Origin of the sequence: Nonomuraea sp. CA-143628 (assembly GCF_050942315.1) — a bacterium.
Taxonomy (GTDB): Bacteria; Actinomycetota; Actinomycetes; order Streptosporangiales; family Streptosporangiaceae; genus Nonomuraea.
Window position 1 is genome coordinate 681,376 of the sequence record NZ_CP192072.1, and the last position, 14,042, is coordinate 695,417.

The 14,042-nt window shown below is 70.2% G+C and carries 13 protein-coding genes; 8 read left to right on the forward strand and 5 right to left on the reverse strand.

Going from position 1 to position 14,042, the window contains the following annotated elements; genetic code table 11:
- Positions 1-100: 100 nt before the first annotated feature.
- The gene (locus ACQP2T_RS03305) at positions 101-1,864 is read left to right on the forward strand and encodes a CBM35 domain-containing protein (RefSeq protein WP_433514714.1); all 1,764 of its coding nucleotides are present in this window, start codon (positions 101-103) and stop codon (positions 1,862-1,864) included.
- Between the two features lie 82 nt (positions 1,865-1,946).
- Here the strand turns inward: ACQP2T_RS03305 and ACQP2T_RS03310 are convergent, their stop codons facing one another.
- The 5 genes from ACQP2T_RS03310 to ACQP2T_RS03330 form a co-directional block, all read right to left on the reverse strand.
- The gene (locus ACQP2T_RS03310) at positions 1,947-2,753 is read right to left on the reverse strand and encodes a lytic polysaccharide monooxygenase auxiliary activity family 9 protein (RefSeq protein WP_433519705.1); all 807 of its coding nucleotides are present in this window, start codon (positions 2,751-2,753) and stop codon (positions 1,947-1,949) included.
- A gap of 72 nt (positions 2,754-2,825) precedes the next feature.
- Positions 2,826-3,212 carry a hypothetical protein gene (locus ACQP2T_RS03315; RefSeq protein WP_433514715.1) on the reverse strand — a complete coding sequence of 129 codons (387 nt, stop codon included), beginning with the start codon at positions 3,210-3,212 and terminating at the stop codon, positions 2,826-2,828.
- The gene (locus tag ACQP2T_RS03320; RefSeq protein WP_433514716.1) at positions 3,209-5,620 is read right to left on the reverse strand and encodes a hypothetical protein; all 2,412 of its coding nucleotides are present in this window, start codon (positions 5,618-5,620) and stop codon (positions 3,209-3,211) included. Before ACQP2T_RS03320 ends, ACQP2T_RS03315 begins: the two co-directional genes overlap by 4 nt.
- A gap of 3 nt (positions 5,621-5,623) precedes the next feature.
- Positions 5,624-5,926, reverse strand: coding sequence for a hypothetical protein (locus ACQP2T_RS03325; protein ID WP_433514717.1), 303 nt, complete (start codon positions 5,924-5,926; stop codon positions 5,624-5,626).
- Complete coding sequence (locus ACQP2T_RS03330; RefSeq protein WP_433514718.1) at positions 5,923-6,309, reverse strand: YbaB/EbfC family nucleoid-associated protein; 387 nt, start codon at positions 6,307-6,309, stop codon at positions 5,923-5,925. Before ACQP2T_RS03330 ends, ACQP2T_RS03325 begins: the two co-directional genes overlap by 4 nt.
- Positions 6,310-6,467: 158 nt before the next feature.
- Between ACQP2T_RS03330 and ACQP2T_RS03335 the strand changes: the two genes are divergently transcribed.
- From ACQP2T_RS03335 to dgoD, 7 genes are all read left to right on the forward strand, one after another.
- Complete coding sequence (locus tag ACQP2T_RS03335) at positions 6,468-7,811, forward strand: ABC transporter substrate-binding protein (protein ID WP_433514719.1); 1,344 nt, start codon at positions 6,468-6,470, stop codon at positions 7,809-7,811.
- Positions 7,812-7,876: 65 nt separating this feature from the next.
- Positions 7,877-8,743: a carbohydrate ABC transporter permease gene (locus ACQP2T_RS03340; RefSeq protein ID WP_357939362.1), complete on the forward strand. Its 867-nt coding sequence runs from the start codon at positions 7,877-7,879 to the stop codon at positions 8,741-8,743.
- Positions 8,744-8,772: 29 nt separating this feature from the next.
- Positions 8,773-9,576: a carbohydrate ABC transporter permease gene (locus ACQP2T_RS03345; protein ID WP_433514720.1), complete on the forward strand. Its 804-nt coding sequence runs from the start codon at positions 8,773-8,775 to the stop codon at positions 9,574-9,576.
- Positions 9,573-11,495, forward strand: a complete 1,923-nt coding sequence (locus ACQP2T_RS03350; protein ID WP_433514721.1) for a beta-galactosidase — start codon at positions 9,573-9,575, stop codon at positions 11,493-11,495. Before ACQP2T_RS03345 ends, ACQP2T_RS03350 begins: the two co-directional genes overlap by 4 nt.
- A complete protein-coding gene (locus ACQP2T_RS03355) occupies positions 11,492-12,202 on the forward strand; it encodes an SDR family NAD(P)-dependent oxidoreductase (RefSeq protein ID WP_433514722.1) in 711 nt (236 codons plus the stop codon). The genes ACQP2T_RS03350 and ACQP2T_RS03355 overlap by 4 nt, the downstream gene beginning before the upstream one ends.
- Positions 12,202-12,882, forward strand: coding sequence for a FadR/GntR family transcriptional regulator (locus tag ACQP2T_RS03360; protein WP_433514723.1), 681 nt, complete (start codon positions 12,202-12,204; stop codon positions 12,880-12,882). The genes ACQP2T_RS03355 and ACQP2T_RS03360 overlap by 1 nt, the downstream gene beginning before the upstream one ends.
- A complete protein-coding gene (gene dgoD / locus ACQP2T_RS03365) occupies positions 12,879-14,024 on the forward strand; it encodes a galactonate dehydratase (RefSeq protein WP_433514724.1) in 1,146 nt (381 codons plus the stop codon). The genes ACQP2T_RS03360 and dgoD overlap by 4 nt, the downstream gene beginning before the upstream one ends.
- The last annotated feature ends 18 nt before the right edge of the window (positions 14,025-14,042 follow it).

Genomic DNA, 14,042 nt, shown 5'->3' on the forward strand with positions numbered 1-14,042 from the left:
AAGTGAACACATCCGACCTATTGACTCGCCTGACTGCCGGTGGTCATATCGAGAAATATTAGGAAAGTTTGTTAACGAGCGCACGTCAAGGAGCTGTGCCATGTCCAGAACGGTGCCTGTCTTAGCCATACTCGCCATGCTGGCGACGACATTGATCGGAGGTATAGCGCAGGCGGCCACGAACCGCTATGAGGCGGAGGCGGCCACGATCTCCAAGGGTGTCCTGGAGACCACCCACACGGGTTTCTCCGGCACCGGCTACGTCAACGGCGACAACGTCTCGGGCAGTTACCTGGAGTTCGCCGTCACCGCCCCCTCGGACGGCAGCGCGACCCTCGACCTGCGCTACGCGAACGGCACCACCACCAACCGCCCCGCCACCATCACGGTCAACGGCACGGCGATCGCCACCGGCCACGCGTTCAACAGCACGGGCACCTGGGACACCTGGACCACCGCCACGCTCACCGCGACGCTGCGCGCGGGCGCCAACACGGTCCGGGTCACCGCGACCACCGCCAACGGCAATCCCAACCTGGACTTCCTCGACGTCACCCCCTCCAGCACCCAGGACATCGCCTATCAGGCGGAGAGCGCCGTACTCTCCCAGGCGGCGGTGGCCACCAACCACACCGGCTTCACCGGCACCGGCTTCGTCGACTACGTCAACACGACCGGCGGCTACGTCGAGTGGACCGTGAACGCACCCGAGGCGGCCACCGCCACGCTGACCCTGCGCTACGCCAACGGCACGAAGGAGAACCGCCCACTGGACATCTCGGTCAACGGCACCGTGGTCGCGGCCGGCAAGGCGTTCAACCCCACGGCGAACTGGGACACCTGGCTGGATATCGCCATCACCGCCCAGCTCAACGCCGGGCCGAACACGGTCAGGGCGACCGCCGCGGCCGCCACCGGCGGGCCCAACCTCGATAAGCTCACCGTCTCCGGGCCCATCGACTCCCACGCGCCCACGGCCCCCGGCCAGCCGAGCCAGACGGCCATCACCTCGTCGAGCGTCACGGTGACCTGGACGGCCTCGGCCGATGACGTGGGCGTCGCCTCCTACGACCTGTTCGGCGACGGGCGGCCGTGCGGCACCGTCTCGGGACAGACCACCACGGGCACCTGTACGGGCCTGAGCCCCGACACCGACCACGCCATCCACGTCGTCGCGCGGGACGCGGCCGGCAACGTCTCCCCGCCGAGCCCCGATCTCACCGTCCACACCCCCGTCGCGCAGAACCCGTACGGTGACCCGTACCTGGTCTCCATGTTCGACGGCACCACACTGAACGGCTGGACCCCGCACGCGGCGGCCGGCTGGACCGTACGCGACAACGCCATCCACGGCACCGGTACGGCGGGCCGAGGCTGGATCTACTACAACAAGCAGCAGACCGGCACGTTCCGCTGGATCTTCAGCGTCCGGCAGGTGTCCGGCGACCACGCGCCGACCGTGCTGATCTGGGGCACCACCACGCCGATCAGGGACGCACTCAGCGCCATCCAGTTCCAGCCGCCCAACGGCGGCCACTGGGACTACCGCCCCGGTCACAACAACGGCGGCGGCAGCCTGTTCACCCAGTTCCCGCACACCAAGTGGGACATCCACAACTGGAGTCAGTGCGAGCTGGTGGCCAACCAGAGCACCGGCGAGGCGAAGATGGCCTGCTGCCCGATCACCGCGGGCACGCCCACGTGTACGGCGGTGAAGGTGCTGGCCTTCAAGGACACCACCGCCGGGCAGACCGGCCCGCTGGCCATCCAGATCCACAACAGCGGCATCCAGGACGAATACCGCGACCTCTACCTGGAGTCCCCGGTGGTGGTGAACCCGGACGGCTTCATCACGACGGGCTGACGTCCAGGTATCCCCGGCCGATCTCGGGCGGCCGGGGACCCGGGATTCCGAGTGCTGAGACCGGACACTCTGGTCGGGGCCGCTACCGGAAGCGGCCGCTCTTCGACCGGGCCAGCAGGGTGAGCACTCCGGCGGCGGCGACGAGTGCCGCACCGCCCACCGCCCACGGCAGGCGGTCGTTCCCGGCGGGTGCGGGCCCGGCGGCCGCGGCCTCTGACAACGTGGCGGGTTCGGGTCTGGAGCGCGCGGCGGCGGTTTTGCCGCCCCGGAAGACCACGTCCGAGCATGAGTAATAGGTGTCTGGCGTGTCGGAGTTCTGCCAGATCGTGTAGATCAGGTGGCGGCCGGTCTTACCGGCGGGCAGGCTGCCCTTCATGACGTACGAGCCGTCCGCCATCGCCGGGTCGGTGACCTTGAGGAAAGGCTTCTTCTCCAGGTCGGACCACTTGAGCGGGCGGGACGGGTTGTAGCGGTCCGTGGTGACGTACAGCCGGAAGGTCCCCTTGTGCGGGATGGTGCCGCGGTATTTGAAGGTGAAGCCCGCGCCGGCCGTCAGCTTGGTGGCGGGCCAGTCCTTGCGGGCGAGGTCGAGGCCGCTGTACCCCTTGATGCCGCCGCTGCACAGCTTCCCGTCGGGGATCACCTGGCGATCCCGGCCGGCGACGTCGGCCACTCTGAGGTTGTCCCACCCGCGGGGCAGCGCCGTACCGCTCACCGCCAGGGCGGCCTTGCAGGCGGGCGACTTGGCCGTCCGCGGGCTGTCGGCGCCGCAGGCCGCCGCCCGGCTGAGGGGGTTCTCCAGTGCCCCGTGGGCACCGGCCGGCCCGGCGGGCAGCAGCAGGCCCACGCCGAGCACGGCGACCGCCACACTCGCGATCCGGCGACGCATGATCACGTGGCAGTCCTCCTCGGCTCGCGAACTCCGTCCTGCGTACAGGTACGGACGCCCGGCCGTGCGGGTTCACCCGGACTCGGCGGAGAACCGGTAGAACTCCTGGAGGACCCGCGCGGCGGCATCCTCGCCGACCTCGGGGCACACATACCCGCCGGCCGCGATGTGCGCGCACAGCTCCGGGTCCGGCCGCAGGTGGTGGGTGCGCAGGTAGTAGGTGACCGTGTCGGTCCAGACGTACGTCCCGTCGGTGCGGAAGCTCAGCGGCACCACCTCGCCGCGCGCCGGCTCGACCCGGTCCACGTCCAGCCCGGTGGTGCCCAGGATCGGCGTGCCCGCCTCCAGATAGCCGGCCAGCCGTTCGCGTTCGTCCGGGCTGGACACCAGCGGATGACCGGGCTCGAAGTACGGCACCCCGTCCCTGACCCCGTCGAACACTCGGGCGACCATGATCACGGCCTCTTCCCCTCCAAGCTGTACTTGTCGCCACCGTAGGCGACCGGATAGTAGCTGTAGGAGTCGCCGAAGTGGTGGACGGGCTCATGGGTCAACGGCACGTCACCGGTCGCGTGGTCGGCGATCTGGTACAGGCGGTCGAGCACCTCGTTGTGCCACGCCTCGCGACCCAGCCGCTCGAACTCCGGCCGCAGCGCCTGGATCCGCTCAGTGAACACGTCGATGTCCTCGCGCGTGAGCTGGTTGTCGATCCACTCGCCGTCGTCGTCCATGTAGTGCCAGGCGAAGTCGTTCTGGGCGTACTCGATCTTGTCGAGGCCGAACGAGAAGGACCTGCTGAGGTCGATCCCGCCCACCCCGTCCCTTCCGTGCGCGAGCCAGTTGCCGCCCCTGCGGTCGGTGTTGCCGATCAAGGCGTCGAGCAGGCCGAGCCGCCTTCCCCCCGCGCTTTCGTGGAAGGGCAACAGCTCGCCCCTGATCTCGGACGGGTCGACGCCGTCCATGAACTGCATGTAGACGGCGTCCCGGTTGAACGGATCCCGGATGACGTGCGGAACGGGAGCGCCGATCATTCGCCCGACGAGGGAGGCGAGCAGGTCCTTTTTCACCGTGACGTGCCCGTAGAGATGGAGTTTCCGGATCAGGACGGTTCCGTCGCGGAACCGGACCGTCTGCACCACTCCATGCTGGCCGCCGGCCAGGAACTTGGGCTGCGGCTTCTCCTGCTCCAGCTTCGCCTTCAGCGTCTCCTCGTTGAGCGCCCCCGGCGGCAGCTCGGGACTCGGCCGGGCCATGTCCGCCGGGACGTTCGGCTGCTGGTGCGGCTGCTCCGGCCGGGTGGGCTGCCACTGGCCGTCTTCGCGGAAGATCGGCCGGCCGTCGGCGCGGTATTGGGGGATGCTCCCGGTGTGTGCCTGCCGGTCGGCGCCGATGTAGACCATCTTGTCGGCGGCGATGACCTCCCGGCCGGTGAGGTCGGCGAGCTGCCGCACCGCGACGGGATTCTGGCCGAGGTCGCAGCCCAGGAGGCGCAGCTTGGCGGTGGGGTCGGCCCGCACGACCGGGTCGTGGGCGAGCATCGTGCCCACGTCGCGGCTCGACAGCCGCTCGTCACCGATGTAGAACCCGTGGCGGTCGGTGCGGATGCCCACGTCGATGACGCCGGGCGTCTGTCGCAGCAGCCGCATGTCCGCGCTGGGCATGACCGCCCGGCCCGGATCCCGGTACCAGACCCCCGCGGTGACCTCGTGCCTGCTCTGCCGGATGAGCTCCCGGTGCCGGGGCGTGAGCACCGGCACGGCCGTCCCGCCGCCCCCGGGTTCGGCCCGTCCGGTCCCCTCGGCCGGTGGTCGGCCCGGGCCGTCGTGCGGGTCCTGGCCGAAGTGGTACGCGGGCGCCCGCTGATCAGCCGGACGCCCCGTGCCCTCCGCCCGTGTGCCCTCCAGCCGGGTGCCTTCCAGCCGTGGCGCCTCTCCCAAGCGCGGCACGCGCAGGCCGTCGGCGGCGCGCGGGCCCGCGTAGCCCGCCCTGCCGTCGATGCCGCCCACGAAGCCCGCCACCGCCGCCTTGGCCAGCGTCTCCGGAGTGAGCTGACCGCTCTCGTAGAGCATGGGGATCGAGCCGATCACCGAGGCCACACTGCTCTGGGTCGCCACTCCGCCCACGGTCTGGGTCAGGAACGCGGCCACCCGCTCGCGCGCCGTCAGCTCCTCCTTCAGCACGACGCCGCCCAGCAGTCGCGGACCGCCGACCTTGGCGATGATCCCGCCCAGCCCGGCGAACGCCAGCCCGGTCAGCAGCCCGCCCTCCACCGCCGCGGCCGTCTTGCCGCCGTCCCATTCGTGCCGCTTGCCCTCGGCGAACTGCCAGAGCTGGGTGCCACCGTCGAGGCCGACCATGAACGCGATGCTCAGCAGCAGCAGCTTGGCGATCGTCCGGACGTTCAGCCTGGCCATCGAGCAGGCGGGCCCGATGGCCAGGAACGAGGCACCGCCTGTGGCGGGCCCGAACGCGTAGGACCGCAGCAGCAGGAAGGCCAGCAGGATCAGGCAGAGTGCGATGTACTTCTGCGTGTAGTCGGTGTCCAGGCCGTATGACTCGAGCTGTTTCGCCGCCGCCTCGCAGGCTTTGGCCAGCTCCTCCACGTACGCGGGATCGTCGGTGGTGAACTTCCCCCAGTAGCCGCACAGCGCGGTGGCCGCGGGGCCGACGGCGTAGGCCAGCACGTGGTTGAGCGCTTCGTCCCCCTGGCCGCCCGCCGTGCGGCACATTTCGGCCGCACCGCGCAGGTCGGCGGCTCGCGCCAGGCTCTCCTCGCCGTCGCCCTCCGGGTAGTCCATGCCGACGACCCAGCCGAGTACCGGTTCCACGTACGGGAACGCGGGGCCGAGCAGAGTCTTCAGATCCACGCCTCAGACCTGCGGATACAGGTGATCGGCCCGCTCGTAGTTGCGGGCCGCCGTGTCGACCTGCTCCGTCAGGTCGTCGACGCTCTTCGCGCCCTGGTGGAAGTCTTCGAGGAGGTCTTCGAGCGTGCCGGTGAACCGGGCGGCGAACTGCCGCCCGTACTGGTCGTGTCCCCACGGGGCGCTGTCGAGTACGGACCGCACGAGCCCTCTCGCCTCACGCAGGGTGGCGGCGGGGGCGCACCAGTCCGTGCCCGCCCGGCGCATCTGGCCCCAGGCGACGTCGAACCCCTGTGCCCACTCGCTCATCGACTCTCCCCGCGCTGGAGTGGCGCGTCCGGGAGCATCCGGTCAAGGTCGAACTCGCCGCCGAACAACTGCTCGGCCGGCATCCCCTCGGGTACGAACGGCGCCATCAGCTTCCGCGACTCCTCGGCGACCCGCGCGTTGGCCTCGGTGATCTGGTCGAGGACCGCCTGGGCCAGCTCCGACGGGGAGAGCCGGGTGTAGACGCGGGGATGGAAGACGACCTCGTCGATCCTGCCCTGCGGACCCGCCGTCACGGTCACGTTGCCGTCGGAGACCGTGGCCGTGACCTCCCGGAGCTGGGCGTGTGTCTCCCGGACCTGGCTGACTTGCCTGCCGAACTCCGCCACCAGACCCTCGATGGCCGCCTGCAAGTCATCGTGCATTCAGCATCCCTTCACCGCCGAGACCCACATAGTCCCATATGTCACACAAAATCGCAGGAAACCGCCCAGCAACACTCTTGTATTATTAATAAAATACGAATAATGTCTCCCCTCAACCGGAACCCGCAGGTCAGGCGTTCCGTTCGAAGGGAGTCAGCATGGGATCGAAGATTCCCAGGGCGGCCCGACTGGTCGCCGCTGTCGTCGCTGTAGGGCTCGCGGCGGCTTGCGGGGGCGGTGCGAGCGCGCCCGCGAGCACCGCGGCGAGTGGCGATCCGGCCCAGCCGGTCTCACTGACGTTCTGGTCGTGGGTGCCGGACATCCAGAAGGCCGTCGACGCCTTCAACACCGCCCACCCCGGCATCAAGGTCAAGCTGGAGACCATCACCCCGGGTCCCGACGGCGGATACGCGAAGATGCTCGCCGCGGTCAAGGCGGGCAACGCGCCCGACGTGGCGCAGGTGGGCTACGACTCTTTGCCCTCGTTCCTGGTCAACGGCGCCCTGCAAGACGTCACGGAGTACGCGAAGGACGACGCGGCCAAGTTCGTCGACTGGCAGTGGCAGACCGGCGTCTTCGGCGCCAAGGTCTACGCGATTCCCCAGGCCAGCGGGCCTATGGGCTTCTACTACCGCAAGGACCTGTTCACCAAGTGGGGCCTGGAGGCGCCCAAGACCTGGGACGACTTCGCCGCGGCCGCCGCGACCATCAGGAAGAAGGACAAGAGCGCCTACATCTCGACCTTCGCCGCCAACCAGGCGCCCTGGATGATCTCGCTGGCTCAGCAGGCCGGGCAGCAGTGGTTCGGCACCGAGGGCGACGCCTGGAAGGTGACGATCGACAACCCCGACACCCGCAAGATGGCCGCGTACTGGCAGAAGATGCTGGACGACAAACTGGTCAAGACCGAGGCCGACATGTCCAACGCCTGGTACAAGGACCTGCAGACGGGCAGCATCGTTGGCTGGATCGGCGGCTCGTGGGGCGACGCGATCATCCGCGGCAACGCGCCCGGCACCTCCGGCAAGTGGGCGGTCGCGCCCATGCCCCAGTGGGCGGGCGCCGCCCAGTTCACCTCCGCGAGCTGGGGCGGCGGCTCGGCCTCCGCCATCCTGAAGGGCACCAAGAACCCCGGCGCGGCCACCGAGTTCGCGGTCTGGCTCAACAGCGCCCCCGAGAGCGTCAACACCCTGCTGTCGGCCGGGTACGGCTGGCCGTCCGTCAAGGACACCAGCCAGATCACCAACCTCCAGAAGGACGACACGGTCTTCCCCTTCTACGGCGGCCAGAACATCTGGGAGGTCTTCAAGCAGGCCGACGCCGCCGTGGCGACGGACTGGCGCTGGCCCCCGGTGAGCGACGCGCTCTACTCCTCGCTGACCGACAACGCCAAGGCCGCGGTCCAGGGCGACGGGACGCTCACCGACGCCTTCGCCAAGACCCAGCAGGCGATGGTCGAGCAGCTCAAGGCCAAGGGCCTCAACGTGGTGACGGGCGGTTGACGGTGACCGGGGTGACGCGGGGGGCGCGCGCGAACTCGCGGCGCCCCGGTCGGCCGAGGACACACGTGGTGGTCCTGGTCGCGCCGTTCTTCGTGGCCTTCGCGCTGTTCTTCCTCGCGCCGATCGGCTACGCGATCTACCAGAGCTTCTTCAAGCTCACCAGCAGCGGGCTCGGTCTGACCGAACCGGTGCTGGAGTTCGCCGGACTCGGCAACTACGCCACCGCGCTGAGCCAGGAGGCGTTCGTGGCGAGTATTGGCCGGGTGCTGGTGTTCAGCCTGATCGAGGTGCCGACCATGGTGGTCTGCGCCTTGGCGCTGGCGCTGCTGCTCGACTCGGCGCGAGCGCGCTTCCGGCCGTTCTTCCGCGTCTCGTTCTTCCTCCCGTACGGCGTGCCCGGGGTGATCGCCTCGCTGCTGTGGGGCTTCCTCTACGTACCGCAGACCAGCCCGCTCATCGACGTGCTGGCCGCCATGGGCCTGCCGCACGACTTCCTCGGCCCCGACACGATCCTGCTGGCCATCGCCAACATCTCCACCTGGCAGTTCGCCGGCTACAACATGCTCGTGCTGATCGCCGGGCTGCAGGCCATCCCCCGGGAGCTGTACGAGGCGGCCAGGGTGGATGGCGCGAGCGAGCTGCGGATCGCCTGGCACGTCAAGATCCCGCTGGTGCGCGCGCCGCTGATCCTGATCACCGTGTTCACGCTCATCGGCACCCTCCAGCTGTTCGTCGAGCCGCTGATACTCAAGCCGCTCACCACGGCGATCAACAGCGACTACACACCCAACCTGGCGGCGTACAACCAGGCTTTCGGCCAGGCGGATGTCCATCTCGCCTCGGCGGAGGCCACACTTATCGCGATCATGGCATTCGTGATCTCCTTCGGCTTCCTTCGACTGGTGAACAGGAAGGGGAACAGAGCGTGGTGAACCGGTGGAGACCGGCCACTGTCGTGGTCATGGCGCTGCTCCTCGCGGCGGCGGTCTACTTCCTGCTGCCGGTCGTCTGGGTGCTGGTCGCCGCGACCAAGAGCACCGCCGACCTGTTCGGCACCTTCGGTCTGTGGTCGCCGCACCCGCAGCTGGGCGCCAACCTCGGCCGCCTGTTCGGCGACGGGCTGTTCGGCCGGTGGATACTCAACAGCTTCCTGTACGCGGGTATCGGCGCGCTGGTGGCCACCATGCTGTCGGCCGGGGCGGGCTACGCGATGGCCAAATACCCCTTCCGGGGCCGGGAGGCGCTGTTCAACCTGGTGCTGGCGGGCGTGCTCGTGCCGGCCACGGTGCTGGCGCTGCCGACGTACCTCATCTTCAGCCAGGCGGGCCTGACCGGATCGTTCTGGTCGGTGCTGCTGCCCAGCGTCGTCAGCCCGTTCGGCGTCTACCTCGCGCGCATCCACGCCAACGCCGCGATCCCCGACGCGCTGCTGGAGTCGGCGCGGCTGGACGGCGCGGGGGAGTATCGCATCTTCTTCAGCATCGGCCTGAAGATCATGAGCCCGGCGCTGGTCACGATCTTCCTGTTCCAGTTCATCGGCATCTGGAACAACTACTTCCTGCCCCTGGTGATGCTGTCGGACCAGAACCTCTACCCTGTCACGTTGGGCCTGGCCCTGTGGAACTCACAGACCTTCAGGAACCCGGCCTTCTTCGAGCTCACGGTCACCGGCGCGGCGGTGTCCGCGCTCCTTCTCGTCGTCACCATGGCCTCGCTGCAGCGATTCTGGCGGGCGGGCCTCACCGCAGGGAGCGTCAAGGAATGAAGCACGACCGAGTACATTTCGGCGCCGACTACAACCCCGAGCAGTGGTCGCCGGAGGTCTGGCGCGAGGACATCCGCCTCATGCGCGAGGCCGGGGTCACCATCGTCACGCTCGGCGTCTTCTCCTGGGGCCTCGTCGAGCCCGAGCCGGGGGTCTACGACTTCGGCTGGCTGGACGAGGTGATGGACCTGCTCGGCGACGCGGGCATCGAGGTCAGCCTGGCCACGGGCACCGCGTCCCCGCCTGCCTGGCTGTCGCGCCTGCACCCCGAGACGCTGCCGGTCACCCGCGACGGCGTGCGGCTGTCGCCAGGCTCGCGCCAGCACTACTGTCCCAGCTCGCCCGTCTACCGCGAGGCGGCCGTGAATCTGGCCGTCCAGCTGGCCAAGAGGTACGGCGGGCATCCCGCGCTGGGCATCTGGCATGTCGGCAACGAGTACGGCTGCCACATCCAGGAGTGCTACTGCGACGTCTCCGCCGAGGACTTCCGCACCTGGCTGCGCGAGCGCTACGGCGACCTCGACGCGCTGAACGCCGCCTGGTCCACCACGTTCTGGAGCCAGCGGGCCGCCGACTGGGCCGACGTGCTGCCGCCCCGCGCGACCCCGACCCTGCGCAACCCCGCGCAGGATCTCGACTACCGCCGCTTCAGCTCCGACGCGCTGCTGACCTGCTACCGGGCCGAGCGGGCGACGCTCCAGCAGCTGACCCCCGACGTGCCGATCACCACGAACATCATGGGCATGTGGGAGCCGGTCGCCGACTACGCCTCCTGGGCGGCCGACTTCGACGTGGTGGCGCTCGACATCTACCCCGAGCCGAAGGACCCCGGCGCGCACATCGACGCGGCCTTCTTCCACGACCAGATGCGCTCGCTGGGCGGCGGCCGACCGTACCTGATGATGGAGACCGCGACCAGCGCGATCAGCTATCGCCCGCCGAACCGGCCGAAGCGCGACGGCCTGAACCGGCTGTGGAGCCACCAGGCGGTGGCGCGCGGCGCCGACGCGGTCATGTACTTCCAGTGGCGGGCCTCGGCGGGCGGCGCGGAGAAGTTCCACTCGGCGATCGTCTCCCACGGCGGCGCGGACAACCGGATCTTCCGCGAGGTGGCCGGGCTGGGCGCCGAGCTGGCGGCGCTGTCCGACGTGGCGGGCTCGCGGGTGCGTGCCGACGTGGCGATCGTGCACGACTACGCCAACTGGTGGGCGCTGGAGCTGGACGCGCGGCCGGGCGAGCTGAAGGTCCCCGAGCGGGTACGCGCTCACTACGCGCCGCTCTGGCGGGAGAACGTCACGGTCGACGTGGTGACCCCCGAGGCGGATCTGTCGGCGTACAAGCTGGTCGTGGTGCCGAACCTCTACCTGTGCACCGACGCGGCGGCCGACAACCTGCGCGGCTACGTCGAGGGAGGCGGGCACCTGCTGATGTCGTTCTTCAGCGGGATCGTCGACGAGTGCGACCGCGTCCGGCTGGGTGGCTACCCCGGCGCCTTCCGGGAGCTGCTCGGGCTGCGGGTGGAGGAGTTCTGGCCGCTCAGTGAGGGTGAGACCGTGGGCCTGACCTCCGGCGGGAGCGCGGACCTGTGGGCCGACCACGTCGTGCCGGAAGGCGCCGAGGTCCTGGCCGCCTACACCGGCGGCCCGCTCGCCGGGGCGCCGGCGATCACCCGGCACGCCTTCGGCCTGGGCGCCGCCACCTACCTCGGCACGCGCCCCGACGAGCGGGCCATGCGCGAGCTCGTCCGCGACGCCCTGCGGCTGGCGGAGGTCGCGCCCGTCATCCAAGGGCTGCCCGACGAAGTGGAGGCGGTACGGCGTGGGGAGCACCTGTTCCTGCTCAACCACGGTGACCGGCCCGTGAGCGTGGCCGGGGTGGAGCTGGCTCCCCGTGATGTCGTCGTACTGGCCGGGTCATGAGCGGGCGCTTCGCGGGCAGGACTGCCATCGTGACCGGTGGCGCGTCGGGGATCGGCGCCGCGACGGCGGCGCGACTGACCGCTGAGGGCGCGTCCGTCCTGGTCGTCGACGTCGTCGCGGAACCGCCGCGGACAGGCGCCGGTTACCTGCGCGGCGACGTGGCCGAGGAGGAGACCTGGGACCGGGTCGCCGAGTGGGGCCCGATCGACGTGATCGTGAGCAACGCGGCCGCCGCCGAGGTGGCGCCCGCGCACCAGACCACGCTGGAGTCGTGGAACCGGCAGCTCGGCGTCAACCTGACCGGCACCTTCCTGGCCGCCCGCAGGCTGCTGCCCGGCCTGGCCACCAGAGGTGGCGCCATGGTGGTCACCTCCTCCGTGCACGCGCTCGTCGGCCTGCCCGGACGTCCCGCGTACGCCGCCGCCAAGGGCGGGCTGACCGCGCTCACCCGGCAGCTGGCGGTCGAGTACGGCCCCGCCGTCCGCGTCAACTGCGTACTCCCCGGGCCGATCATGACGCCCGCCTGGGACCGGGTGGACGAGGCGGGCCGGGCGGACAGTGTCCGGGCCACCGTGCTCGACCGGTTCGGCACGCCCGAGGAGGTGGCCGCGGTGATCGCCTTCCTGGCCTCACCGGAAGCCTCGTTCGTCACGGGAGCCTGCGTGGTCGTGGACGGCGGCTGGAGCATCGTGAAGGACTCGACGTGATGGCGGCCTACAGCGGGCGCGGGCTCCACGGGCAGACGGTCGAGGCCATCGCCTCGATGATCTTCGGCGGGGAGTTCAAGGCGGGCGACAGTCTCGACGTCACCGTCCTCCAGGAACGGCTCGGCGTCAGCTCGACGGCGCTGCGCGAGGCGATGAAGGTCCTCACCGCCAAGGGACTCATCGGGGCCAAGCCCAAGCTCGGCACCTATGTACGCCCGCGCGCCGACTGGAACCTCCTCGACGGCGACGTGATCCGGTGGAAGTTCGCCGGGCGCCCCGACCCGGGATTCCTGCGCGACCTGCACGAGCTGCGCTCGATCGTCGAGCCCCAGGTCGCCCGGCTGGCCGCGCTGCGCCGTACCCCCGAACAACTCGACGCGCTGCGGAAGGCGCTGGACGCGATGGCGTCCGCCGCCGACCCCGTCGCGGCCGACCTGGACTTCCACCGGGCGCTGCTCGCGGCGGGCGACAACGAACTGCTCATCCGCATGGAGGTCGTCATGGGGGCCGGCCTGGCCGGGCGCGACCGGCTCGTCCACGGCTCCAGCGGCAGCGACGACCCCGTACCCAGTCATTTGGCGGTGCTGACGGCCATCGAGAGACAGGACGGCGACGCCGCGGAGGCGGCGATGCGGGACCTGCTCGACAAGGCGTGGCGCGACCTGGAGGAACTGCTGTGAAGATCACCAGGATCGAGACGTTCCCGGTGCCGCCGAGATGGCTGTTCTGCCGCGTGGAGACCGACGAGGGCATCGTCGGCTGGGGCGAACCCGTCGTCGAGGGACGGGCCGAGGTCGTGCGGGCCGCGGTGGACGTACTCAGTGAATATCTCCTCGGCCAGGACCCGCTGCGGATCGAGGACCACTGGCAGGTGCTCACCAAGGGCGGCTTCTACCGGGGCGGCCCCGTGCTGTCCAGCGCCGTCGCCGGGCTCGACCAGGCGCTGTGGGACATCGCCGGGCAGCACTACGGCGCGCCCGTGCACGCCCTGCTCGGCGGGCCGGTCCGCGACAAGGTCAGGGTCTACGCCTGGGTCGGCGGCGACGACCCCGGCGAGCTGCGGGAGGAGATCGACAGGCAGGTCGAGGCCGGGTTCACCGCGGTCAAGATGAACGGCTCGGGCCTGATGCCGCGCTCGCTCACCGCCGCCGACCTCGCGTCCGTGGTGGGCAGGGCGGAGATCGCCAGGTCGGCCCTCGGCCCCGGGCGCGACTTCGCCATCGACCTGCACGGCCGCGCCACGACCGCCAACGCCAGACGTGTCCTCGCCGCCGTCGCCGACCTGCAACCGCTGTTCGTGGAGGAGCCGCTGGCCCCCGACCACCTGCACCGGCTCCGCGACCTGACCGCCGCGACGGACGTGCCGATCGCGCTCGGCGAGCGCCTCTACTCCCGCACCGACTTCCTGCCGGCGCTGACCTCCGGCCTGGCCGTGGCCCAGCCCGACCTGTCCCACGCGGGCGGCATCTCGGAGGTCAGGCGGATCGCCGCGCTCGCCGAGACGTTCGACGTGCAACTCGCCCCGCACTGCCCGCTCGGCCCGATCGCGCTGGCCGCCAGCCTGCAGATCGGCTTCGCCACGCCCAACTTCCTCATCCAGGAGCAGAGCGTGGGCATCTACCACAACAGCGGCGCCGAACTCCTCGACTACGTCCTCGACCCCACTCCGTTCACCTTCACCGACGGCCACGCCCACCGCACCACGCTGCCCGGCCTGGGGGTGACCATCGACGAGCAGGCGGTACGGCAGGCCGCCCGCCACCCGCACGCCTGGCGCAACCCGGTCTGGCGGCACGACGACGGCTCGATGGCGGAATGGTGAGACTTGCGCATGTCCCTG